We start from the raw sequence: 26,079 nt of genomic DNA, 5'->3' as shown, positions 1-26,079 counted from the left end.
TAATCATTTCATTTAAACATGATGTAAAAATGCTAATACACTGATTAATAATAACTTATTATATTTACTCTTAAATCACACATAATATGATAAAATTAAATTTACTCGAAGAGACTCGTTTTGAAAAATTACCCGTCTCAGTTTTCGAAAATCCAAAATCTGCTTCCATTAATGTAGCTCATCGTATCGCCAATATTATTAGGAAAAGACAGGCAGAAAATACTTTTGCCGTACTCGGCTTGGCAACCGGAGTTACTCCAATTGCAGTTTATAACGAATTGGTAAGATTGCACAAAGAGGAAGGTTTAAGCTTTAAAAATGTAATCACTTTTAATCTTGACGAATATTATCCAATGCTTCCCAATGCTTCTCAGAGCTATGTCACTTTTATGAATGAAAATCTTTTCGATCATATTGATATAGAAAAAGAGAACATTCATATTCCTGACGGAACTTTACCTTTAGAAGATATTCCTGAATTTTGCTTAAACTATGAAAAGAAAATTGCAGAACTTGGCGGATTAGACATTCAGATTCTGGGGATCGGACGTACCGGACATATTGGTTTTAATGAGCCCGGCTCTGCACCCAATTCAGGAACTCGTCTTGTCACGCTGGACGATCTTACCCGAAGAGATGCTGCAAAAGATTTTGGTGGAAAAAGTTTTGTACCAACGAAAGCAATCACAATGGGAATCGGAACAATTTTTAAAGCTAAAGAAATCATTCTGATGGCTTGGAGTCGCAAAAAAGCTTCCATTATTAAAAAAGCTGTAGAAGGAAAAATTTCAGGAAAAGTTCCCGCGACCTATCTCCAATTATCAAATAATGTAGAATTTATTCTCGATCAACCCGCCGCTTCGGAGCTTACCCGTTTTGACATTCCTTGGCAGGTAAAAGATTGTGTTTGGACTGATGAATTGATTCATAAAGCCGTTATCTGGCTTGCCAATCACTTACAAAAGCCTGTCTTAAAGTTAACAGAAGACGATTACAATAATAATGGAATGGCACAGTTAGCCACTGAAAAAGGCCCTGTTTACAATATCAATATTCATATATTTAATAAATTACAACACACCATTACAGGCTGGCCTGGCGGAAAACCCAATGCCGATGATTCTCAACGTCCCGAAAGAGCCGAACCATCTCAAAAACGTGTGATTATTTTTTCTCCACATCCTGATGACGATGTTATTTCGATGGGCGGAACTTTTATTCGATTGGTAGATCAAAAACACGATGTGCATGTCGCGTATCAAACTTCGGGAAATACTGCTGTCTGGGATGATGATGCCTTACGTTTTATTGAATTTAACGTTGATTTTACCGAAAAAATGGGAATGGATAGCGCAAAGCTCAAGGAAATGTATCAAAATATGCGCACCTTTATTGATCAGAAAAAACCGAATCAGGTAGATACTTCTGAAATTCAAACCATTAAAGGCTTGATCCGAAAAGGAGAAGCTATTGCTGCAGCCCGTTATTGCGGTTTGGAGGATGATCATATTCATTTTCAGTCGCTTCCCTTTTACGAAAGCGGAAAAACGAAAAAAAATCCGGTTACCGATTTGGATATTGAATTAACAATGAAACTTCTTCAAAAAGTACAACCTCATCAGGTTTTTGCCGCCGGAGATTTTGAAGATCCTCATGGAACGCATATTGTTTGTTTTAATATTATTTTAGAAGCATTAAAACGTTTACGCAAAACCGAAAGTTGGGCACAAGACTGCTGGTTATGGATGTATCGAGGCGCGTGGCATGAATTTGAAACCCATGAAATTGAAATGGCCGTTCCCATCAGTCCACAGGAATTAGAGAGAAAGAAACACGCTATTTTTAAACATCAAAGTCAGAAAGACAGAGCTGTTTTTCCTGGTGATGATGCAAGGGAATTCTGGCAACGCGCTGAAGATCGTAATCGCGAAACTGCAAAAGCTTATGACGATTTAGGACTTGCTGAATATGAGGCGATGGAAGCTTTTGTGAGATGGAAATTTGAGGATTAATTTTTTACTAAAATATATTATTTTCCCACAGATTACACAGATTTGCACAGATGTTTATGTATATTTTTAATTAATTAAACTTAAAGATTATACGCAATCATCTGTGCAAATCTGTGTAATCTGTGGGAGATTATTTTGAGATTGCTTTGCTCGTCTCAATGACGAATTATATTTTCGTCAGCTTAGCATATTTTAAAATCAAGTTTTTCTCACCTTCATGCATGAAAACTACTTTTGCTTTGATATTTTGCGGGTCTGTACCATCCAAGAAAGTTACCTGTCCGATACCGAAACGATCGTGTCTTACACTGTCCCCTACCACTATATCTTGAGAAGAAGCTCCGCTTGGATTAATGATTTTAGCCGTACTTACAGGTTTCAATTTTCTTGGTTCTGCAAGTGGTTTTGAGCCTTCTGCTTTTTCAATACTTTTCTTTTCAACTCTTTTGAAACTTTTCATTTCAGAAGGATGTTCATCGAAAATATTTGATTTTACACCAGTATTATTAATGAAACGTTTTTCCATAACAGGATTCACGAATTCAATAAACTCTTCATCAATTTCACTTAAAAATCTTGAAGGTTCTGCATCCGTAATTTTCCCCCATTGAAAACGGGAAACTGCATATGAGAAAAATACCTGTTTTTCAGCTCTCGTTAAGGCAACGTAAAATAAACGTCTTTCTTCTTCCAAATCCTCTCTGGTCGCGGAACTCATAAAGCTCGGGAAAAGGTTTTCTTCTAATCCAACTAAGTGAACAACCGGAAATTCTAGTCCTTTTGAAAGGTGAATGGTCATTAAAGAAACCATTTCATCCTCATTATCTTTATTTTGTGTATCCGCCGAAAGAGCAATATTTTCAAGGAAATTCGGTAAGCTTGGATCTCCATCTTCTAACTGCATTTGCTCTTCAATGAAACCCTGCATCGAGTTCATTAATTCCTGAACGTTTTCTACACGTGAAATTCCTTCCGGAGTTTGATCGTCTTTTAAAAATTTAATCAAACCACTTCGTTTGGCAACTTCCATTGCAACATTGTAGGCTGTTTCCGCTTTTAACAACACTTGAAATGCCTTGATCATCGACCAGAAATCACTCAATTTTGTTAAAACTCCATTATTAAAACCTAATTGTGGTGCATAAATCGGAAGATTATCTAAAACATTAGATACCGGAATATTTTGAGAATCTGCAAATACAATCAACTTATTCTGAGTCGTTTCCCCGATTCCTCTTGTCGGATAATTAATGATTCTCATCAACGCTTCCGAGTCATTTTCATTCACCAATAATCGAAGATAACCAATCAAATCCTTAACCTCTTTTCTTTGGTAGAAAGACAGACCTCCATACACTTTGTACGGAATATTTTTACGTCTCAACGCATCTTCAAAAGCACGCGTCTGAGAGTTGGTTCTATATAAAATTGCGAAATCGCTGTATTTTCTTTGATCTCTGTTTCTTAATTCCCAGATATTTCCGGCAACGAAATTGGCTTCATCAGCATCAGAAAGTGAACGGTAGACTTTAATTTTATCTCCCAGTTCGTTTTCACTGAAAACATTTTTCTTAAACTGCTGTAAGTTTTTAGCAATCACAACATTCGCAGCATTTACGATCGTTTGTGTTGAACGGTAATTTTGTTCCAAAGAAACTGTTACTGCGTCTGTGTAATCTTTTTTAAAGTTTAAGATATTGTAAATATTCGCGCCACGGAAAGAGTAAATAGACTGCGCATCATCTCCAACCACACAAATATTTTCAAATTTTGAAGCTAAAGCCTTAACAATAAGGTATTGAGAATGGTTCGTATCCTGGTACTCATCTACCAAAATATATCTGAATCTGTCCTGATATTTTGCTAAAACTTCCGGAAAACGAGTTAATAATTCATTGGTTTTCAACAATAGATCATCAAAATCCATTGCCCCGTTTTTGAAACACTGCTCAACATATTTCTGATAAATCTGTCCGATGAATTTCATGTTAGCTTTTTCATCAGCTTCAACCAATTCAGGATTGTTGAAATAGGCTTTTACCGTGATCAGGTTATTTTTGTAAGTCGAAATTCTTGACTGAACCTTTTTCGGTTTATATAAATCGGCATCTACATTCATGTCTTTGATCACTTTTCGGATAACATTTAATGCATCCTGTTGATCATAGATCGTGAAATTGGAAGGATAGCCCAAGTAATGACCTTCAATTCTCAAAATCCTTGCAAAAACAGAGTGAAAAGTGCCCATCCAAAGACTTCTTGCATTGCTTTGTCCGACCACTTTTGCAATACGTTCTTTCATTTCTTTTGCAGCTTTATTGGTAAAGGTAAGCGCCAGAATATTGAAAGGGTCTACTCCATTCGTGATTAAATGAGCGATACGCATCGTCAGTACACGCGTTTTTCCGGAACCCGCTCCCGCAAGCACCATCAGAGGTCCTTGTAATGTGGTAACGGCTTCATATTGTGATTCGTTGAGTCCTTTCAGATAATCCATACTGCAAAAAAATTTTGGGAACACAAAATTAGTGTATTATATGGAGAATTCAAATTTTAGATTGATCATCTGTATCTATTAAATAAATCATTATTTCATTCAAAAAAAATCATATTTTACATGTAACATTTGAAGTATTTTTAACACTAATTGACAAAACAATTTCTATTTTATGAAAAAACGACTTCTTTCTGTTGCTGCAGTGGCTTTCTTCGGAATGGCTTTGAATGCACAACAAATTAAATTCGAAGAGTATGACCTACCAAACGGGCTTCACGTAATTCTTCATCAGGATAATTCGGCGCCGGTAGTTACAACAGGGGTAATGTACCACGTGGGTGCAAAGGATGAAGTAAAAGGAAGAACGGGTTTTGCTCACTTTTTTGAGCATCTTTTATTTGAAGGAACTCCAAACATCAAAAGAGGTGACTGGTTCAAAATAGTTTCTTCAAACGGAGGACAAAACAACGCCAACACAACGAACGACAGAACATATTACTACGAAACTTTCCCTTCAAACAACGAACAATTGGGTCTTTGGATGGAGTCTGAGAGATTACGTCATGCTGTTATTAACCAAGTTGGGGTAGATACTCAGAGAGAGGTTGTAAAAGAAGAAAAAAGATTGAGAATGGATAACCAGCCTTATGGAAATCTATTCACAACAGTACAGAAAAATCTATTTACGAATCACCCATACAACTGGCCAACAATCGGCTCTATGGAAGATTTGAATTCTGCTAAATTAGAAGAATTCCAGGCTTTCTATAAAAAATTCTATGTTCCGAACAACGCTACTTTGGTAGTTGCAGGAGACATTAAGCCTGAGCAGACTAAAAAATGGATTCAGGAATATTACGGAGCGATTCCTAAAGGAACTTTGTATCCAAAAGATTACCCGAAAGACGCTCCTATCACTCAGGAAAAAGAAGTTACGGCTACAGATCCTAACATTCAGCTTCCTGCGTATGTTTTTGCGTACAGAACACCTGCTAACAAAGAAAAAGACGCTTATATTTTAGATATGCTTTCTTCTTATTTAAGCAGTGGAAAATCTTCAGTTTTATACAAAAAATTAGTAGATCAGGAGAAAAAAGCACTTCAGGTGCAGGCTTTCAACCAAGGTCTTGAAGATTATGGAATTTTTGCATTTTTCGCGATCCCAATGGGACAAACGACTAAGCAGACATTACAGACAGATATCGATGCTGAGATCAAAAAACTTCAGACAACTTTAATTTCTCAGGAAGATTATCAGAAACTTCAAAATCAGTTTGAAAATCAGTTTGTAAATCAGAATTCGAGCATTCAGGGGATTGCTGCTTCATTGGCAACAAACCACGTTTTGATGGGAGATACCAACTTAATCAACAAAGAAATAGACATCTACAGAGGTATCACAAGAGAAGACCTGCAGAATGCCGCTAAAAAGTATCTTAATCCTAACCAAAGAGTAGTTATTAACTACGTTCCTGAAAAAAAATAATTTTTTACAAATGAAAAAGCAATTAACATATATAGCGGTAGCATTTTTATTCACAGGAATGCTTTCTGCACAAAAAATAGATATTAATGCAATGCCGAAGCCGGGGCCAACTCCTGCGATCAACATTGCTAAGCCAAAAACTTTCCAGTTAAGCAACGGTCTTACGGTGATGGTGGTTGAAAACAACAAATTACCAAGAGTAAGCGCTAACCTTTCTATGGACAGACCTCCATATTATGAAGGAACTGTTTCCGGGGTAAGTTCAATCATGGCAGAACAGCTTGAAAACGGAACGACCAATTTAAGCAAAGACGAATTCAACAAGAAAATCGATTTCCTTGGAGCTAGCTTAAATTTCTCATCAAACGGAGCTTTTGCAAATTCACTTTCAAAATATTTCCCTGAAGTTTTAGGTTTAATGGCTGATGCGATTATCAATCCTAAATTTTCGGCTGAAGAAATTCAAAACTCAAAAGAAAGAACAATTGAAGGATTGAAATCTGATGAGAAAAACGCTTCTTCTATCGCAAATAGAGTTTCAAACGCTTTGATGTATGGAAAAAATACTTCAAGAGGGGAATTTGAAACCGTTGAATCTATCAGCAAAATTCAATTAGCTGACGTACAAAACGTTTACAAAAAATATTATTCTCCAGACAATGCTTATTTAGTTATTGTTGGTGATGTAAAATTTGATCAGGTAAAACCTTTGATCGAAAAAGCATTCAGCAGCTGGAAAAAATCAAATACAACATTTGCAGCTCTAGAACCGGCTTCTAACGTAGCTAAAACAGAGATCAATGTTGTGGATGTTCCTTCCGCTGTACAGTCTGTTGTTTCTGTAAACAACCTGAACACGCTGAAAATGAAAGACGCGAACTACTTCCCTGCTACAATGGCCAACTATATTTTAGGTGGTGGTGGTGAAGCCAGACTTTTCATGAATCTTCGTGAGAAAAACGGTTTTACATACGGAGCTTATTCTAGCATGACTGCAAGTAAATATTCACCGGATTTTTCTGCTGAAGCAAGTGTAAGAAATGAGGTTACAGACAAAGCGGTTAAGGAATTCATGAATGAACTTAACGCTATTTCTACCGTAAAACCAGAAGAATTGGAAAATGCTAAAGCTAAATTGAAAGGATCTTTCATTATGTCTTTAGAGAAGCCTGAAACGATCGCCAGATTTGCTTTAAACCAAAAAGTTCAGGATCTTCCTTCTGATTTTTATACTAATTATTTAAAATCAATTGATAAAGTAACTGCTGCAGACGTAACAAATGCTGTAAAAGCTACTATTTTACCAAACCAAAGCAGAATTTTCATCGCTGGTAAAGCTTCTGATATTTCTGAAGGATTGGAAAAATTAGGTTATCCTGTAAAATACTTCGATAAAGATGCAAATCCTGTTGCAAAACCTACTGCTCAGAAAGTTGACGCAAGCGTAACAATTGGATCTGTTGCTGATAAATACATCAATGCTATCGGAGGTTTGGCTGCTGTTCAAAAGATCACTTCAATCTCTTCTGATGCTACAACGAAAGTTCAGGGAATGGATATGAGCATGAAAATGATCCAGGGAAAGAACGGAAAAATGGCGATGAATGTTAGCATGATGGGAAATACAGTTCAAAAAATTGTATTTGACGGAAAAGACGGTTACATGGAAGCTCAAGGAAAAAAAGCTCCTCTTAGCGACAAGCAAAAAGCTGATATGTCGAAAGATGTTGAACTTTTCCCGGAACTTGCTTTTGCAAAATCTGCTGAGTACAAACTTGCAGGAATCGAAAAATACAACAACGAAGATTCTTACGTAGTAAAAGGAGCAAAAGAAACGTATTACTACAGCGTAAAAACTGGTTTAAAAACTGGTGAAGTAAAAGCTGGAGAAGGAGGTTCTATCCCGACAAGCTATGCAGATTACAAGGATGTTTCTGGAGTTAAATTACCTTTCACGATCACTCAGAATATGGGCGGAATGGATATTAATTTAACAGTACAGTCTTACCAGATCAATCAGGCAAAAGATTCTGATTTCAAATAAGAACAACCTATTTCATATAAAAAACGGCAACAATTGTTGTCGTTTTTTATTTTTATTAACATTTGCGAACATCTTTCTTTGTCATTCGGTAAAAAAAGATTAAATTTGCCCATTCAAAAAGATATCAAATTAATGGATACTATATTTATATTATTGATGGTTCTTATTATGATTGCTAGTATTTTATTAGTAATCGTTGTTATGGCTCAGAACCCAAAAGGTGGAGGTCTTTCAAGTACATTCGGAGGTGCATCTTCTGCACAGTTCGGAGTACAGAGAACCAATGATTTCATGGAAAAAGCAACATGGAGTTTAGGCGCAATTATTATCGCTCTTATCCTTGTAAGCGTTGTAATCACAGGAAAGCCAACACAAGCGGCTCCTGCTCAACAATCAATTAAAAAAGAAGCACCTGCAAAATCTGCTCCGGCTTCTAAAACAGCTACTCCGGCTAACGCTCCTGCGACACCGGCTAAATAAGCAAATAATATTTTTACATATAAAAATAACTCTCGGTTTCGAGAGTTATTTTTTTTATTTACTGTAATTGATTTTTTATCTGTATTGATTCCAATAATCATCCTGATTCGAGATAAATAAACACTCAATAAAAGAATCTAAAGACATCATATGCAGTGCTTCTTTATCTAATGGCTCAAACCCTGTTTTGAAGAATTCAGCGTTTAATTGAATGTTTTCACGATCAAGAACTAATATATTTTTAGAATTATAAAAAGGATAATTTTTAATATCTGTATTCGCTGTTATCAGTTTTCTTCCTGAAGCCAAAACTTCAAACGTTCTGATCGTTAAACCATATTGAAAAGGTTTATTAATATCAAGTACTGACTTTGATTTCTGATAATAATCGATGATTTGCTGGTGAGTCAGTTTTTCGAAGCTTAATTTATTATTATCAAACTTCTTTAGATTTTTATCAATCAGTTTTTTAATTCTGAAAGCCATTTTTCCCATTGCATAATAATAGAAAAAAGTCTTTAAATTAAGAGCATCCGCCTTGGCTTTTACCTCCTCTCCTACGATATAACGGTCTGTATGAGCACTTCCGATGAATACAATGTCATATTCAAAAGCCTTGGAATTTTGATTTAAATTTTTATATTCATCTAAATAAAAAAGTGGTCGGAAATTTAATCCATACTTCACAGAATCATTATATTCAAACGTAATTTTTCTGTCGAAATATTTGAGATTTGAAATAAGGTTTGGATATTCCTTTAATGGATCGAAATTATAATAAATCATTTCCATTTCAGGATTTAATTCCTTGATTTTTTCAAGAAAAAAAACTGGGATCGCCTCACCTTTTATTAATAAAAAACAATCGTATTCCTTATTTTTGATCTCGTCTAAAATCGTATTGTAATACTTCGTAATCTGAGATTGATACAATCTTTTATTTAAACGGATAATTCCCTTTGAAAAATTGGAATTGGAAGGTCTTTCATCATAAAAATCAACCTCAGCGCCTAGTTCAGTCAATCTTTTCGCAATAGCTCTTTCATATTTAAAAAAGCTAACCGATAAGAAAAGTATCTTTTTGTGTTTTAAGCTGATCATTTTAAAAGCCCTTTAACCTTCATTTCTTCCAACGATTCTTTGAACTTTATATCTTGTATATTCTGCTGTAATACCCAAGTTGTAAACCTCGACATTCCTTCTTCAAAAGAAATTTTTGGTTGAAAATTTAGCTTTGATTTAATTTTACTGATATCCGCAAAATTATGTCTAATGTCTCCCAAACGAAACTGTCCAGAAACATTGATGTCAAAATCTTTATTGTAAAATTTTCGCAGATTTTCAGCAACTGCAGTTACAGCGGTAGAAACTCCTGTTCCAACATTAAAAATTTCACCATTCGCATCATCATTTTCGATACACTTTATCGTTGCTTCAACCGCATCATCTACATGTACGAAATCTCTTGATTCTTTACCGTCTTCAAAGACATTAATATCATTTCCATTAAGAATTTGAGATGAAAAGATGGATAAAATTCCGGTATAAGGATTCAATAAAGACTGACCTTCTCCGTACACATTCTGAAATCGCAACGAAACAGGCTCAATCCCAATAGCAGCGCAGGTTGTCATCACCATTTGCTCCTGATTATGTTTCGTAATTCCGTAAATTGATGTCGGATGAATTTTTGATTCTTCATCAGTCGGAAGTGCTTCAAGAACTTGTCCGTCAGAATATTTTACTTCAAAATTACCGTTTTTCATTTCTTCAACTTTTCTTGGCTTTGGATAAACCAATCCCAGCTTAGGATGAAGATATTTTCCTTCGCCATAAATAGCTCTGGAAGATGCGATGATTACTTTTTTAACATGATGAGTTTTATTAACCAAAATATCCAGCATTTTTGCTGTTCCTGAAACATTTACCTCAGTATATTTTTCGATCTGATACATTGATTGTCCAGTGCCCGTTTCAGCGGCCAAATGAACAATTACATCCTGACTTTCAATCGCATTTTCCCAATCTTCACGATTTGTAACATCTCCTTTAATAAAGCTGATTTTATTTAAAATACTCCTATACAAAGGCGAGTCTTCCGATGGATTCTCTCCATGGATCTGTGACGAAAGATTATCCAACACCGTTACCTCATGTCCCTTCTTTGTAAGCTCTAATGACAGCTTACTTCCTATAAAACCAGCTCCACCGGTGATTAAAATCTTCATCATATGATTAATTGACTTTTTCCCATTTTTGCGTTTCAGGATTAAATTTTTTCACAATTCGAGCCGGAGCCCCAACAATGACACAATAATCGGGAAATTCTCCCCTCACTACTGAGTTTGCACCCACAACACATTGTTTTCCCAACACAGTTCCCGCCATAATTGCAGAACCCATCCCAATATAACAGTTCTCTCCTATTACTGTATCTTTCAAAAGATATTCCTGCTTCACCACGTGCTTACCAATCTCTTCATAATCGTGATCGATATTGGTAATAAATACGTTGGCTAATATTAATGAACTTTTGCCGATCACCAAATTTCCGGCAGAAGTAATATGTACGTTTTGCGAAATAACGACATCATCCTGAATATGAATTGTTCCAGAACGATGAACTTCCAGCCTCAAATGAGGAAAAATTCGTACTTTTTTACCTATAAAAACTTTTTTGATTCCCATTAAAAACAATGGCTTGCCCAAATATCCAGGAAAACCGAATTTCCCGAAAAACGGAGCATACAACACAGCTCTTAATGCCCAAAATATTTTATAGATCATATTTTTGTTTTTAAAATCCTAACAAAGAATTTGATTTTTGAAAAACAGAAAAAAGAAATATATTCAATAAAATTTATTCTTTTGTTTTCATACATTTCACGTAAATTTTTCTGTATACCTTTTTCCATTTCCGGAAGATTGGCAGATAAACCGGAAACTCCAAACGATTTCTTTCCGCCACCTGTAAAAACCAATTCTTCTGCTAAAATATACATTCTGTTATTCTTGGAAATTTTCATCCAATAATTAGCATCTTCTGAATACCGTTGATTTTCATCAAAAAAACCTGTATTTTCAAGTACTTTTCTTTTAAATATCGCGGTAGAAGTTTGTCCATCTACTCTTAAAAGCAGTTTTCGTAAACTCATTTTGGCTAAATTATTCTCTCCTATTTTATAAGGAAACCAAATTTTTTCTCCGTTTCTTAAAGCTGTGATAAAATCAACTTCTTGATTTTTCAAAAAAAGCATTTGTCTTTCTGTCTTATTCGGTAACCATTCATCATCTGAATCTAATAAAGCAATATAATCTCCTTTTGCCAATTTCAACCCTGTATTTCTCGCTTTTGAAACTCCACTATTAGTTTGATTAATCAATTGAATATTAACTTCAGGATTTGCCTTTATATAATTTTCAACTAAAACCTCACTCTCATCAGTAGAACCATCATTAATCACAATAATCTCAAATTCTCCCAAATCATATGCCTGGAATTTAACAGAATATAACGCCTTAAAAATCGTTTTTTCTGCATTGTACATTGGGATTATTACCGAGATCATTTTAAAATTAATTTAGAAATAATTTATTAGTTTGCTTCATTATAAGGCAACCTATTGATAATCGATCTTCCCAAAGAAATTTCATCAGCATATTCCAACTCGTCTCCTACTGAAATTCCTCTTGCAATGCTTGAAAAATTTACATTAAAACCTTTGAATTTCTTATAAATATAATAAGCAGTAGTATCGCCTTCCATTGTTGCACTCAATGCAAAAATAAATTCTTTTACCTGTCCGGCATTAAGTTTCTTTTCAATACTCGGAATATTTAGCTGATTCGGTCCAACACCTTCCATTGGTGAAATTTTCCCTCCTAAAATCAAATATTTTCCTGTATATTTTCCTGTATTCTCAATAGCAATAACATCACGAACGTCTTCAACGATACAAATAACTTCGTCATTTCGTTTATGATTGCTGCAGATTTCACAAATCTCAAAATCAGAGAAATTATGACATTCTTTGCAGTATTTTATTTCGTTAACAAGATTAATCAGAGAATTTCCTAAAGTCGTTGCTCTGGAATTAGGTTGTTTCAATAAATGTAATGCTAAACGTAAAGCTGTTTTCCTGCCGATCCCGGGTAATCCAGAGATCTCATCCACTGCTTTTGCCAAAACTTTACTAGGGTAATCCATAACTACAAAAATAATACAAAAAGATGATTTTCCGTAGTTTTACGGGGGCTAAATCAAGAGATAATTCCAATAAAAAAATTATCTTTGGAAACTTAATATTAATCTGAGAAAAAAATAAACTAAATGGTACTTAACAACCTAAATTATCCACTGGATTTTAAATTCAAGATCACAACATTAGCCAGTGACTTCAATATTACGGACAAAAATGGAAATGCCGTTGCCTACGTTCGTCAAAAAATGTTTAAATTGAAAGAAGATGTGATCATTTTCAATGACGAAAGCAAATCAAAAGAGCTTTTCAGAATTCAGGCGAATAAATGGATCGATTTTAATTCTTCTTATTCTTTAAATGATTTAATTGACAAGAAAAATTACGGAAGATTGGCAAGAAAAGGAATGCGTTCTATCTGGAAATCTACTTATAATATTTTAGACTCAAACGATCAGCCAAAATTCACTGTAACAGAGGATAATGCATGGACAAAATTCTTCGACGGAATGGTAAGTGAGATCCCAATTATTGGTATGTTTACAGGATATTTCCTTAATCCGGCTTACACTGTAAGAGGAGTTGACGGAAAAGAATATTTTAAACTAAAAAAAATGCCTTCATTCTTCGGAAGAAGATTTCAGCTTGACAGAATGATCGATATTGACGACGAAGACGAAAGTTTAGTTGTTCTTTCATTATTAATGATGGTTCTTCTAGAAAGAGGCAGAGGATAAATAATATAAATCACAAACAATGAAATACCTAATTATTTTCTTTTCAGCGTTCTTATTGATCGCTTGTAAAAAAGACAAAGAAACAGTTTCGAGTTCGACAGCTAAAGATTCACTGAATATTGTTCAGGATTCTGTAAAAATGACAACTTCTTCGGGTAAAATTTTAGTTGAAACTATTGTTTTTCCTAAAGAAATTAAGGAATGCTCGTGCTATTTTGCCAAAAATAAAGCAGATTTTGAAGCAGAAAAATACATTTATGCTGATGACGCAGGAAAAACAGCTTACATGAAACTTGACGGTAAAAGATTAGCAATGAATCTTATCTCTTCAAGCGATATGGAATCTGATGAAGAACTGAGCAAAGAAATTGAAATTGACGATTACAAGATCTCTGTAAAAGGTAAAAAAATAAAAGGTGAAGAGGCTTTGTTATTTCAAGGCACATTGACTATTGAAAAACCAGACGGAACTGTTGAAACAATATCAATTTATGGTGAATGTGGATGCTAAACAAGTTCTAGTTTCTAATAAAAATAATGCTTCCAGATTTACGGGAGCATTTTTTATTTCGTAATTTTGATAAAAATAAAATTTCATGGAATTATCTAATATAGAACCGCAAATAGTGTGGAAAAATTTCTCCAAACTTAATGCTGTTCCAAGACCTTCAAAAAAAGAAGAAAAAGTAATTGCTTTCATTAAAGAATTTGGTGAAAGTCTAGGATTGGAAACTACGGTTGATGAAGTAGGCAATGTAATTATTAAAAAACCTGCCACTGCAGGAATGGAAAACCGCAAATCTATTGTGCTACAGTCGCATTTAGATATGGTTTGTCAGAAAAATAATGATGTTAGTTTTGATTTCGAAACTGAAGGAATCAAAATGGAAATTGATGGAGATTGGGTAAAGGCAAAAGGAACAACTTTAGGAGCTGATAACGGTTTAGGAGTTGCTACTATTATGTCGATCTTAGAAAGTTCAGACATTCCGCATCCGGCTTTGGAAGCGCTTTTCACAATCGATGAAGAGACTGGAATGACAGGAGCAATCGGTCTAAAACCAGGACAATTAACAGGTGAAATTTTATTAAACCTTGATACAGAAGAAGACGATGAAATTGACATCGGCTGCGCAGGTGGAATTGATGTTACGATTTCTCAAAACTATCAAACACAAGCTTCAAATGGCCAGATTGTAAGAATTGAAGTTAAAGGTTTGCAAGGCGGTCACTCCGGAATGGACATCCATAAAGGTTTTGGAAATGCGAATGTTATTTTAGGAAGATTACTTTATAAAGCTTTAGCAAAAGAAAATATTCAGTTGATTTCTATCGACGGTGGTGGATTGAGAAATGCTATTCCAAGAGAAGGTGTAGCTATCGTATCTGTAAGAAATGCTGAAGAATTTATTGAAGAAATTACAAATGGTCTTAAAAAAGAGATTCTAGAAGAATTTGCAACGGTTGAACCTGCTCTTCATATCAATATTGAAAATTCAACAAGTTCAGACAAAGCAATCTCAGAAGAAGATTCAAAGAAGATTATTTTAACTTTAAAAGCTCTTCACAACGGTGTTTACAGAATGAGTCCGGATGTTAAAGATTTAGTAGAATCTTCAAACAACGTGGCAAGAGTTGAGTTAAAAGAAGGAGGATTGAAGATTTTAAACCTTTCAAGATCATCTGTAGATTCTTCTAAAGATTCTGTTTCAGAACAATTAAAATCCGTAGCAGAATTAGCAGGAATGAATACAGAATTCAGCGGTTCTTATCCGGGATGGAAACCAAAACCAGGTTCTGAAATCGTTCAATTGATGGAAAAAATCTACATCGATAAATTTAAAGAAAAACCACAAGTTGTAGCTTGTCACGCAGGTTTAGAATGTGGAATTATCGGAGCAAATTATCCAGAAATGGAAATGGTAAGTTTCGGGCCAACAATCAGAGGGGCTCACTCTCCTGACGAAAGAGCAAATATCCCTTCTACACAGAAATTCTGGAGCTTCCTAAAAGATATTTTAGCGAATATTCCTCAGAAATAAAATAATACAATTGCTATATTGAATATCCAAAGTCGTTTGATTTTGGATATTTTTTTATTTAATTAGTATGAATTTTAAAAGATTAAGTTTAATATATTTGCATTAATAATAAACTATATCTCTTTAGTAAGAAATATTAAAAACACATTCATATGAAATTAAAACTTTTGTTTACAGGCTTAATCTGTTGCCAATTCTTTTCCGCTCAGTATAATTATCCCGCAACGCCGGAACATCCTGTTGTAGATGATTATTTCGGAACTAAAATGACAGATAATTACCGATGGCTGGAAGATCTTAAAAGTCCGGCTGTACAATCTTGGTTCAAAGCTGAATCTGATTTTAGCAATACTATCATTGACAAAATTCCTCATCGTGAAGATCTTTTCAAACAAATGAAAGATATTCAAAATATGAGCGGAGATTCTTTCGGTGTTATCATACAAAGACAAAATTCATATTTTTACACAAAAACAAAAAAAGGAGAAAACCTTTCAAAATTATACTCAAAAGACATTTCTACAGGAAAAGAAGTTTTAATATTTGATCCTGAAAAAATCAAAAAAGGAACTCAAATAACCAATTTCACTGTTGACCTAAAAGCACAAAAGATTGCTTTATTATTATCAAAATCTGGTGGTGAGATTTGTGAGCTTAAAATATTAGATCTTAATACAAAAAAATTGCTGAACGATTCCATTGATCCGATCTGGAGTGAATTTAATTTTGAATTTACACAAGACGGCAAGTCTATCATTTATACTAAAATGAGTACTGGTGACCCAAACAGCAACATGCTTTTAAAAGACATGAAAGCAATGCTTCACAAAATTGGTACTGATGTAAAAAATGATAAAATATTAGCTTCAAGAGTAGATTATCCTGAATTAAATGCTTTGACTGAACAGTTTACAAGTATAACATTTAGTGATGATTATAAATATATTATTCTGAGATTAAGCTCTGTAAAATCCGAAAGTCCAATTTTTGTTGCGCCATATTCAGAGTTAAAAAATAAAAAAATCAACTGGAAACAGATCGTAAAAGCGTCAGATGACATTACCGATATCTATATTTCTGATGATAAACTTTTCCTGCTTACCCATAAAGATGCTCCCAATTATAAAATTACGCTTACAAGTTTAGCAAATCCTGATTTCATTAATGCAAAAGTAGTAGTTCCTGAAAGTAAGGATGCGGTGATTATTGCAATTCATACTTCTAAAAACTATTTATACTATTCATTAGGTAATGGTATTACTAGAGATAAATATCAGGTAAATATCAAAACTCTAGACACTAAAAAGGTTCCATTACCATCTGGTGTAAACTCGTCGCTATCATTAAATCCGCATGAAAATGACAATATTTATTGTGAGAATGTGAATTGGCTTACTCCATTAACTATTTATGATTATAACCCCGAAAAAGGCGCTCCGGTAAAGAGTAAATATCTTAGCTCTGACGGAAATTATCCAGATTATAACAAACTTTACACCGTAAAAGAAATTGAAGTAAAAAGTCACGACGGAGTAATGGTTCCGCTTTCTATTATTTACCCTAAAAACATGAAAATGGATGGCTCCTCTCCTGCTTATATTACTGGATATGGTGGTTACGGAATATCTTATGAACCAAGATTTTCCCAAAGATTAACTGCATTATTAGAACAAGGAGTAGTTATTGCTATTGCGCATGTAAGAGGTGGTGGTGAAAAAGGCGAAAACTGGCACAAGACAGGTATGAAAGCAAACAAACCAAATACTTGGAAAGATTTTATTGCGTGTTCAGAATATCTAGTTGCTCAAAAATACACTTCTCCTTCAAAACTTATTGGAAATGGAGTAAGTATGGGTGGAGTTCTTATCGGAAGAGCAATAACTGAAAGACCGGATCTTTTTGCTGTTGCAATTGCTGAAGTTGGTATGACGAATGCACTTCGTTCAGAAACTACCGCCAATGGTCCGAACCAAATTCCTGAAGTGGGAACCCTAAAAAATGAAGAGGATACAAAAAATTTGATGGAAATGGATGCTCAGAGTAAAGTAAAAAAAGGAGTAAAGTATCCTGCTGTAATCATCCGTACCGGAATGAACGATTCAAGAATTACTCCTTGGGAACCTGGTAAATTTGCTGCAATTTTGCAGAAAAATTCAGGTTCAGGAAAACCTGTTCTGTTATATGTAAATTATGAAAACGGACATTTTACAAGTGATAAAGATGTCGTTTTCCATGAATATTCTGATATCTATGCGTTTGCTTTATGGCAAGTGGGACATCCGAAATTTCAGCCTGTAAAATAATTACAAGATTAAATTCATCTATAAAGCAAAAACTCTCGAAAATTTCGAGAGTTTTTTATTATTTAGTTAAAACTTTTCTAAGGATAAGGAGCAATCTCCACTTCAAGCCCCTCCATTTCTTCAACAATATGCAGCTGGCAACCCAATCTGCTATTCTCCTTCACATGGTAAGCTTCTGCAAGCATTGCATCTTCTTCATCGCCCATTTCTACAAGTCCCGGATCACTGATCACGTATACCTGACATGATGCGCACATCGCCATTCCTCCACAAACTCCGATTGTTCCTTCTTCTGCTAATTCATACGAACGGATGATTTCCATTAAGTTCATGGACATATCCGTAGGAGCAACAATATCGTGAGTTACACCGTCCCTGTCGGTGATTTTTATATTAATATCGTTCATTTTAGTTGATAGTTGATTGTCTTCTTTAGTTGATGGTAAAAGTTCGTTTTAACTAACAACCAATAACCGTCAACTGGCAACAAATTTAATCAATTTTTTTCACAACGGCCTTTTCTGCTTCTTTACGACTTCCGTCGAACCCGTCTACTCCACTTACGGTTGTATATTTTAAGACGTATTTTTTACCTGGATTTAGTCTGTTATAAACACTTTGACACATCAACGTTGCCTCGTGGAAACCACAAAGAATCAACTTCAATTTACCCGGATAGGTGTTGATATCTCCAATTGCGTAGATTCCATCGATATTTGTTTGATAATCTAATGCATTGTTAACAACGATTGCATTTTTCTCGATATTTAAGCCCCATTTAGAAATATCTCCTAATTTTGGAGTCAATCCAAATAATGGAATAAAGTAATCAGTTTCAAGATCATAAGCTTCTTCACCATCTTTTACAACAGTGATCGATTCTACTTTTCCGTCTCCCTTAATTCCTGTAACTTCAGCTGGAGTTATCAATTTGATCTTTCCTTGATTTTTAAGATCCTGTACTTTTTCTACAGAATCCAAAGCTCCTCTGAATTCGTTTCTTCTGTGGATCAAAGTAACTTCACTTGCTACGTTTGACAAGAAAATACTCCAATCCAGCGCAGAATCACCACCTCCGGCAATCACTACTTTTTTATTTCTGAAATGTTCAGGTTCTTTAACGAAATATTCAAGACCTTTTTCTTCATAATCAGCAATATTTTCAAATGCCGGTTTTCTAGGCTCAAAAGTTCCTAATCCACCTGCAATTGCGATTGCTTTACATCTGTGAACGGTTCCTTTATTCGTAACAACTTCAAACCACTCATCATCAACTTTAGAATAAGAAACAGCCGTTTCTCCCAATGTAAAACCAGGTTGAAACTGCTTAATCTGCTCCATTAAATTATCAATTAATTCCCCTGCATTCACCGACGGATACCCCGGAATATCGAAAATAGGTTTTTTAGGATAAAGCTCAGTCAATTGGCCTCCAGGTTGAGGAAGTGCATCGATGATGTGACACTTCATTTTTAATAAACCTGCTTCAAAAACAGCAAAAAGTCCAGTTGGTCCGGCTCCTATGATCAATATATCAGTAGTTATCATAATAATAAGATAATTTAATTATAAGTATAGCTGCAAATTTACTAATTTTAATGCTAAGCATATTTAATTCAGTCTAAATAAAAAGCTGAGATTTATCAAATATCATTAAAAAAATAAAAACTTTAAATTTGGCAACCTTTTTGTTAATGCTCTTAGTATGAAGAAAATATTTAATATTTTAACTTTATTCATTTTCTGTTTGGGCAGTGCTCAGATAGATAATATCGCAAACGGCGAATCTTTAACCTTGAGAATCCATTATGGTTTTCTTAATGCCGGAACCGCAAATTTAACCACAAAAACAACTACTTATCAAGGAGTTCCGCATCTTTATGTAAAAGGAACTGGCTCTACAACGGGTGCTGTAAAAGCATTTTTTAAAGTAGAAGATTTGTATGAAAGTTTTATCAACGTACAAACCGGACTTCCAAGTTTCTATGTAAGAAACGTAAAAGAAGGTGGATATACACAGCATTTTGAAACTGTTTTCAATCACGATAATCAAACTTTAATTTTAACTGATAAAAAAACTCCTGCAAACGGATCTAAAGTCATAAAATCAGTAAAAGGAGTTCAGGATATGCTTTCCTGTTTCTATTATTTAAGAAGCAAAAGCCCAGCTGAATTGAAAGTCGGAACAGTAATCAACATGAACGTTTGGATTGATGATGAAATGTTTCCTTTCCAGTTAAAAGTAACAGGAACAGAGAATTTAAAAACAAAATTCGGTACCATTAACTGTTTAAAAATTATTCCGTCTGTAAAAAGCGGAAGAGTTTTCAAAGAAAAAGAAGGCGTGACAATGTGGGTTTCCAATGATGCGAATCATGTCCCAATGTTATTGAAGGCAGAATTGGCTGTAGGCTCTTTAAAAGCCAGTATTGACGATTTTAAAAATGTGAAATATCCTTTGAAATTCACAAAATAAAATATAGTTAGTTTTTTTAATTTTGAAAATGTCTGTAAAAATTTTTTACAGACATTTTTGTTTTTAGATGTAATAAATTCTCTTTTTAGATTGTCTTGATTTTATAACACTAAGAACATGAGAACTAAATTACTGATCATTTGTTTACTATTTCACTCATTGATAGCGTATTCTCAGAAAAAAGAAGATGATCATATTGAAAGGAAAAAAATTATTATCACAAAAACCTCATCATCACCAAAAATTGATGGAATTCTTGATGATGCAGAATGGCAAAACGCTCCCATTGCAACAAATTTTATTGAAAGAAATCCAAATAATGGAAAACCTCAGCCAGATTCTTTAAAAACCGAAGTCAGAATTTTATATGATGATACCGGAATTTATTTTGCTGCTCAAATGTACGATCCCACTCCTAAAAAGATTGCAAAGGAATTAACGGAAAGAGATGGAATAAGCAATGATGATTTTTTTGGGCTTGCATTAAATGGATACAATGACAAACAGCAAAGTCTGGAATTTGTAGTAACCGCAGCAGGCGTGCAATATGATGCAAAATTAACGACTGACGGAGAAGATGATACCTGGAATTCCATTTGGTACAGTGGAGCAAAAATCAACGATAAAGGCTGGGCAGTTGAAATAAAAATACCTTACTCCGAATTGAGGTTTCCAAAGAATAATGTTCAGGAATGGGGAATGAATATGTTTAGAAAAATTCAGCGGACAAAAACTTTTTACGACTGGAATTTTGTAGATAATGCTAAAAACTCTTACACACTTTTTGACGGAGTTTTACAAGGAATCGAAAATATTAATCCTCCTACCAGATTGTCTTTTACACCTTATTTTTCAAGTTACGTCAATAGTTTTGACGGAAAAACCACAACAAATTTCAATGGTGGGATGGATGTAAAATATGGAATTAATGATGCCTTCACTTTTGATATGACCTTAATTCCGGACTTTGGACAGGCTAATTTTGATAATTCTATTTTAAATTTAAGTCCGTTCGAGCAGCAATTTTCCGAGCAAAGAACTTTTTTCACTGAAGGAACCGAATTGTTCAGCAAAGGCGGAATGTTTTACTCAAGAAGAGTCGGTGGAGAGCCTTCAAGATATCCAACAACAAATGAAAACGAGGAAGTCTTAGAATATCCTGCAAAAGTAAAATTGTTCAATGCTTTTAAAATTTCAGGAAGAACAAAAAAAGGTTTGGGAATCGGCTTTTTTAATGGAATAACTCAAAAAATGGAAGCCACTATTTTAAATAATGAAACGGGCGAAACCAGAAAAGAAGTTGTAGAACCGTGGACAAATTATAACGTCTTGGTTTTTGATCAGAGATTCAACGGAAACTCATCAGTTTCCCTTGTGAACACCAATGTAACAAGAGAGGGAGATTTCCGGGATGCCAATTCTACAGGGATTCTTTGGGATTTAATCAACAAGAAAAACACCTATAAAACTTTCGGAAGTCTGAAGGGAAGTTGGGTGATGGATGAAGGAACAAAATTTGGAAGTCGCGCAGAAGCCGGAGTTGAAAAAATTGCAGGAAAACACCGTTTTTCATTAAACGGAAATGCTACAACAAAAGATTGGGACATCAATGATCTTGGATTTTCAACCAAAACCAATTTTGCGAATTATAATGCTTGGTATGGTTACAGAATTTTACAGCCGACAGAGAAATTCAACAATATTTACTTGAATTTTAATCTAAATTATTTTCATCGAATTGAACCATTCTTAAACTCAAATTTTGTTTTCAATAACAACAATAGTTTTACTGATAAAAAGTTCAGAGTTTTCGGTGGCGGTATTGAGTTTACTCCTTTCGGGCAAAACGATATTTACGAACCGAGAACATTTGGAAGACACCTCAAAATTCCCGGATATTTTGATTCTTGGGTTTGGTTTGAAAGTGACAGCAGAAAAAAATTGCAGTATAATTTTACAGTGGATTATTACGCATTTGATGAAAAAGGAAGAAATCAGGTTTTCACTAATTTCGGATTGCGTTACAGATTTTCGGATAAATTTAATGTAAACTGGAGTTTTAATCCAAGTTTCAGTAACAATGAAACAGGTTTTGCAGGAAAAAGTGACACAGATATTTTCATTGGAAGAAGACAAAGAAATACGTACGAAAATGCTTTAACCTCAAAATATACTTTTAATGAAAAAATGGCTTTAACGTTGACTTTCAGACATTATTTTTCAGATGTTACCTATAAAAACTTTTATACTTTAAATCAAGACGGAAGTTTAGCCGAAATCAACAATTTCACCAAAAATCTTGATGGAACTTACAATGCCTGGAATGTAGATTTAAGATTTTCGTGGTGGTTTGCGCCGGGAAGCCAATTGACATTATTATATAGAAATGCAACTTCAAATTATCTTGAAATCTCAAGATTAAATGTGGGGAAAAATTATGATACACTCTTCAGCGAACCAATGGTGAATAATTTTTCGTTAAAGCTGACCTACTTTTTAGACTATAATCGAGTAAAAACCTGGACGAAAAAGAAGAATATGAAAAGTTAGATTGATGCTTCAACAGGCTTAATATCATCTTTAATACAAGCTGTTTAATTATGTATTATTCCGAACCAATGTCATGTGGAGCTGCGTTGAAGCATCTTTTAAGAATAATAAGTACTGTATAAGTTTTTCAATAATCAGTTTTTAATTACGTTTTGTTTCTAAGGTCAGTAATTAAAAACAAAAAACCTCCGGAAATTTTCGGAGGTTTTGTTTTCATTCACTTGTGCAAAAAAATAATTTTTTTTTCTCATTTTGTTGATACAAAGATACCAACATCAAGTGTATTATTGTTTTAAATAGCGTAGATATATATCGGTTGGGTTATAGATATTTTTCTATAAAAAAACCTCCGAAGTTGTCGGAGGTTTAATTTTTATTATAAAGTTTTAAACTGTTCTAATGTTCGGATATCATTTTCGAAGAACATTCTGATATCGCTCATTTGGTAAAGAAGCATCGTAATTCTTTCAATACCCATTCCAAATGCGTATCCTGAATATTTCTCAGAATCAATATTTACATTCTTCAAAACGGCAGGATCTACCATTCCACAACCCATGATTTCTAACCAACCTGTTCCTTTTGTAATTCTGTAGTCAGTTTCAGAGTTTAATCCCCAATATACATCAATCTCAGCACTTGGCTCAGTGAACGGGAAATAAGACGGTCTCATTCTGATTTTAGATTTACCGAAAAGTTCAGTCGTAAAGAACTGGATCGTTTGCTTCATATCTGCAAAACTTACATTCTCATCAATATATAAACCTTCAATCTGGTGGAAAATACAGTGCGAACGTGAAGAAATTGCTTCATTTCTGAATACTCTTCCCGGAGATAAAATTCTGATCGGCGGCTGATTTTCTTCCATGTAACGAATCTGTACAGAAGAAGTATGCGTTCTCAACAAAAGATCTGGATTTTGCTCGATAAAGAAAGTATCCTGCATGTCTCTTGCCGGATGGTATTCAGGAAGATTAAGGGCTGTAAAGTTGTGCCAGTCGTCTTCGATTTCCGGTCCGTCTGCAACAGCAAATCCGATAGATTTAAAAATCTCGATAATTCTGTTCTTCACCACATTAATTGGATGTCTTGAGCCCAAATCCAATGGAAAAGCAGGTCTTGTAAGATCTTCTTTTTCTAAAATAATAGAAGATTCAGACGATGTTTTCAAATCTTCCAATTTTACAGCAACCGCTTGCTTTAGAGTATTGATCTTCTGTCCGAATTCTTTCTTCTGGTCATTCGGTACTTCTTTAAATTTTTCAAAAAAATCATTCAGAACACCTTTTTTACCATTGTACTTAATTCGGAAGTTCTCTATCTCCTCTCTAGATGTAGCATTAAAGCCGTTTACTTCAACAAGTAGTTCTTCTATCTTTTCTATCATTATTCTACACTTTCAAAAATGTTTTGCAAAAATACGGTTTTTAAGTTTAATAATTTATTTGAACCAAAAAAAATCTGCCTCTTTTCGGAGGCAGACTTCAATCACTTATTTCACTTAAATAAAAAAATTATTTTTTTTCTAAAGCTTTAACGTTGATCTGAAGAGTTACCTCATCCTTGATGACTCCGTTTTCAGCAGGAGCCTGGAATTTCACGCCAAACTCTTCTCTTTTAATATCCTTAGGCTCAGTTGCAACGCTCACTACTCCATCTTTTACAGAAACATTGGCTTTAAACTGAGTTGGTTTTGTAATTCCTTTCACGGTTAAGTTACCATCTAACAATGTGTTATAATCACCTTCTGCAGCCGGAGTAACTTTTGTAATTTCATAAGAAGCTGTGGGAAATTTTTCTACTTCGAAGAAATCTCCGCTTTTCAAATGACCATTTAATTTTCCTAACTGATCAGCATCGTCTTTTAAATCAACTGATGTTAAAGAATTCATATCAGCAACGAATTTTCCGCTTTCAAGTTTACCATCTTTTACTGTAACATCACCACTTTCAAACTTTATGGTTCCGAAATGACTAGTATTTTCAGATTTAAAGACTTTATATCCTTTCCACTCCACTTTACTGTTTAAAGTATCCAACGTAAATTGGCTACCATCCTTAGTTGTTGCAACTTCATTACTTTCACTTGTAAGAGGCTTGTCTTTATTACAAGAAACCACTACAACCGCAGTAAAAAGAGCAGGAATAGCTAACGAAAACAGTTTTTTTCTCATTTTTGATATATTTTTATTCTACCTGTAAATATAATAAAATATTTTATTTTTTCCTAAAATCGTTACATTTGTAATATGCTATTAGAAATAAACAATTTATACTTCTCACATACCAAAGACAAACCGCTGTTTCAGAACCTCAACATTAAGTTTGAAGAGGGAAAGATCATCGCATTGGCGGGGGAAAGCGGTTGTGGAAAATCTACATTATTAAACCTGATTTACGGACTTCTCGACTGGCAAAGTGGTGAAATTATTTTTAACGAGACCAAACTTTTCGGGCCAAAAGGAAACTTAGTTCCCGGTGAAGCTGAAATGAAATTTGTAGCTCAGAATTTTGATCTGATGCCTTATTCTACCGTAGCGGATAATGTGGGTAAATTTATTTCTAATATTGATTTAAAAAAGAAAAAAGAAACCGTAACCGAACTTCTGGAAGTTGTTGGATTAGAAGAATTTGCAACTATTTTACCTAAATATCTTAGTGGCGGTCAACAACAAAGAGTTGCTATTGCAAGAGCGCTTTCTGTACTTCCGAAGCTTTTAATTTTAGATGAACCTTTCAGTAATCTGGATTTTCCGAGAAAGATTGAACTTCGTGAAAAGCTGTTCAGATACGTGAAAGAACATAATATTTCTTTGATTATCTCGACTCACGAATTACAGGATATTATGCCTTGGCTTGACCAGATTGTCATTCTTCAGGAAGGAAGATTAATTCAGAATGAAAGTCCGGAAGAAACGTATAGAAATCCTTATAATTCTTATGTTGCAAAGCTTTTTGGGGAAGTGAATATTTTTAATGAAAGTGAAATTTCAGATTTAAAACTTTCTAAATTTTCTTATTATCCGAAAGAAGTTACAATTTCTGAAAATGGTTTTGAAGCAGAGGTTTTAGAAAGCCGATTTGCTGGAAATCATTATTGGAATAAGTTGAAAATGAAAGATAAAGAGCTTATTGTTTATACTGATGGAAAGTTGGAAAATCCGGTTACTATTTCTTTTGATTAAATATACCGATTGTTTTAAAATTTAACCATTAAGTTTTTTGTTAAGAGGTTAAGATTATTAAGAGATTG

General features: G+C 34.2%; 21 protein-coding genes. 11 read left to right on the top strand and 10 right to left on the bottom strand.

All coding sequences use genetic code 11. The features are described from left to right. Nucleotides 1–86 precede the first annotated feature (86 nt). Nucleotides 87–2,012, top strand: a complete 1,926-nt coding sequence (nagB, locus tag SB689_RS16675; protein WP_410693242.1) for a glucosamine-6-phosphate deaminase — start codon at nt 87–89, stop codon at nt 2,010–2,012. Nucleotides 2,013–2,178: 166 nt separating this feature from the next. On the opposite strand, the gene SB689_RS16670 is transcribed toward nagB, so the two are convergent. Further along, nucleotides 2,179–4,509 (bottom strand): ATP-dependent helicase, encoded by a 2,331-nt coding sequence (locus SB689_RS16670; RefSeq protein WP_410693241.1) that lies wholly within the window; start codon nt 4,507–4,509, stop codon nt 2,179–2,181. 172 nt (nt 4,510–4,681) lie between these two features. Between SB689_RS16670 and SB689_RS16665 the strand changes: the two genes are divergently transcribed. The 3 genes from SB689_RS16665 (at nt 4,682) to secG (ending at nt 8,519) form a co-directional block, all read left to right on the top strand. Further along, nucleotides 4,682–5,995 (top strand): M16 family metallopeptidase, encoded by a 1,314-nt coding sequence (locus SB689_RS16665; protein WP_410693240.1) that lies wholly within the window; start codon nt 4,682–4,684, stop codon nt 5,993–5,995. A 10-nt stretch (nt 5,996–6,005) separates the two neighbouring features. Further along, nucleotides 6,006–8,039 carry a M16 family metallopeptidase gene (locus SB689_RS16660; RefSeq protein WP_410693239.1) on the top strand — a complete coding sequence of 678 codons (2,034 nt, stop codon included), beginning with the start codon at nt 6,006–6,008 and terminating at the stop codon, nt 8,037–8,039. 132 nt (nt 8,040–8,171) lie between these two features. Further along, nucleotides 8,172–8,519, top strand: a complete 348-nt coding sequence (gene secG, locus SB689_RS16655) for a preprotein translocase subunit SecG (RefSeq protein ID WP_410693238.1) — start codon at nt 8,172–8,174, stop codon at nt 8,517–8,519. Between the two features lie 75 nt (nt 8,520–8,594). On the opposite strand, the gene SB689_RS16650 is transcribed toward secG, so the two are convergent. Genes SB689_RS16650 through recR form a run of 5 tightly spaced genes read right to left on the bottom strand, consistent with a single transcriptional unit; the run spans nt 8,595 to nt 12,726 of the window. After that, complete coding sequence (locus SB689_RS16650) at nt 8,595–9,620, bottom strand: hypothetical protein (RefSeq protein ID WP_410693237.1); 1,026 nt, start codon at nt 9,618–9,620, stop codon at nt 8,595–8,597. After that, nucleotides 9,617–10,750, bottom strand: a complete 1,134-nt coding sequence (locus tag SB689_RS16645; protein ID WP_410693236.1) for an NAD-dependent epimerase/dehydratase family protein — start codon at nt 10,748–10,750, stop codon at nt 9,617–9,619. Before SB689_RS16645 ends, SB689_RS16650 begins: the two co-directional genes overlap by 4 nt. A gap of 4 nt (nt 10,751–10,754) precedes the next feature. Further along, a complete protein-coding gene (locus SB689_RS16640) occupies nt 10,755–11,306 on the bottom strand; it encodes an acyltransferase (protein WP_410693235.1) in 552 nt (183 codons plus the stop codon). Continuing rightward, complete coding sequence (locus SB689_RS16635; protein ID WP_410693234.1) at nt 11,303–12,088, bottom strand: glycosyltransferase family 2 protein; 786 nt, start codon at nt 12,086–12,088, stop codon at nt 11,303–11,305. Before SB689_RS16635 ends, SB689_RS16640 begins: the two co-directional genes overlap by 4 nt. Nucleotides 12,089–12,114: 26 nt before the next feature. Beyond that, nucleotides 12,115–12,726, bottom strand: a complete 612-nt coding sequence (gene recR / locus SB689_RS16630) for a recombination mediator RecR (RefSeq protein WP_410693232.1) — start codon at nt 12,724–12,726, stop codon at nt 12,115–12,117. 123 nt (nt 12,727–12,849) lie between these two features. Between recR and SB689_RS16625 the strand changes: the two genes are divergently transcribed. The 4 genes from SB689_RS16625 (at nt 12,850) to SB689_RS16610 (ending at nt 17,800) form a co-directional block, all read left to right on the top strand. Further along, nucleotides 12,850–13,455, top strand: coding sequence for a hypothetical protein (locus SB689_RS16625; protein ID WP_410693231.1), 606 nt, complete (start codon nt 12,850–12,852; stop codon nt 13,453–13,455). Between the two features lie 19 nt (nt 13,456–13,474). Then, nucleotides 13,475–13,966 carry a hypothetical protein gene (locus SB689_RS16620; RefSeq protein ID WP_410693230.1) on the top strand — a complete coding sequence of 164 codons (492 nt, stop codon included), beginning with the start codon at nt 13,475–13,477 and terminating at the stop codon, nt 13,964–13,966. Between the two features lie 85 nt (nt 13,967–14,051). After that, nucleotides 14,052–15,497 (top strand): aminoacyl-histidine dipeptidase, encoded by a 1,446-nt coding sequence (locus tag SB689_RS16615; RefSeq protein ID WP_410693229.1) that lies wholly within the window; start codon nt 14,052–14,054, stop codon nt 15,495–15,497. Between the two features lie 152 nt (nt 15,498–15,649). Further along, nucleotides 15,650–17,800: a prolyl oligopeptidase family serine peptidase gene (locus tag SB689_RS16610; protein ID WP_410693228.1), complete on the top strand. Its 2,151-nt coding sequence runs from the start codon at nt 15,650–15,652 to the stop codon at nt 17,798–17,800. A gap of 77 nt (nt 17,801–17,877) precedes the next feature. Here SB689_RS16610 and SB689_RS16605 read toward each other — a convergent pair whose 3' ends face one another. Both SB689_RS16605 and SB689_RS16600 read right to left on the bottom strand, forming a co-directional pair. Next, complete coding sequence (locus SB689_RS16605; RefSeq protein WP_072409557.1) at nt 17,878–18,207, bottom strand: 2Fe-2S iron-sulfur cluster-binding protein; 330 nt, start codon at nt 18,205–18,207, stop codon at nt 17,878–17,880. An 85-nt stretch (nt 18,208–18,292) separates the two neighbouring features. Next, nucleotides 18,293–19,348, bottom strand: coding sequence for an NAD(P)/FAD-dependent oxidoreductase (locus SB689_RS16600; protein ID WP_410693227.1), 1,056 nt, complete (start codon nt 19,346–19,348; stop codon nt 18,293–18,295). Nucleotides 19,349–19,505: 157 nt separating this feature from the next. On the opposite strand from SB689_RS16600, the gene SB689_RS16595 reads away from it, so the two are divergent. Then, nucleotides 19,506–20,276 (top strand): DUF3108 domain-containing protein, encoded by a 771-nt coding sequence (locus tag SB689_RS16595; RefSeq protein ID WP_410693225.1) that lies wholly within the window; start codon nt 19,506–19,508, stop codon nt 20,274–20,276. 117 nt (nt 20,277–20,393) lie between these two features. Continuing rightward, nucleotides 20,394–22,826: a DUF5916 domain-containing protein gene (locus tag SB689_RS16590; RefSeq protein WP_410693224.1), complete on the top strand. Its 2,433-nt coding sequence runs from the start codon at nt 20,394–20,396 to the stop codon at nt 22,824–22,826. 376 nt (nt 22,827–23,202) lie between these two features. On the opposite strand, the gene pheS is transcribed toward SB689_RS16590, so the two are convergent. Beyond that, nucleotides 23,203–24,213 (bottom strand): phenylalanine--tRNA ligase subunit alpha, encoded by a 1,011-nt coding sequence (gene pheS / locus SB689_RS16585; protein WP_054511197.1) that lies wholly within the window; start codon nt 24,211–24,213, stop codon nt 23,203–23,205. A gap of 127 nt (nt 24,214–24,340) precedes the next feature. Further along, nucleotides 24,341–25,000 carry a YceI family protein gene (locus SB689_RS16580; protein ID WP_410693223.1) on the bottom strand — a complete coding sequence of 220 codons (660 nt, stop codon included), beginning with the start codon at nt 24,998–25,000 and terminating at the stop codon, nt 24,341–24,343. Between the two features lie 75 nt (nt 25,001–25,075). On the opposite strand from SB689_RS16580, the gene SB689_RS16575 reads away from it, so the two are divergent. Beyond that, complete coding sequence (locus SB689_RS16575) at nt 25,076–26,011, top strand: sulfate/molybdate ABC transporter ATP-binding protein (RefSeq protein WP_410693222.1); 936 nt, start codon at nt 25,076–25,078, stop codon at nt 26,009–26,011. The last annotated feature ends 68 nt before the right edge of the window (nt 26,012–26,079 follow it).

This window comes from Chryseobacterium sp. SIMBA_038, from assembly GCF_046535115.1.
In the GTDB taxonomy this organism is placed as follows: domain Bacteria; phylum Bacteroidota; class Bacteroidia; order Flavobacteriales; family Weeksellaceae; genus Chryseobacterium.
Note: the sequence above shows the minus strand (reverse complement) of the source record. Positions and strands in the feature narration are given on the sequence as shown.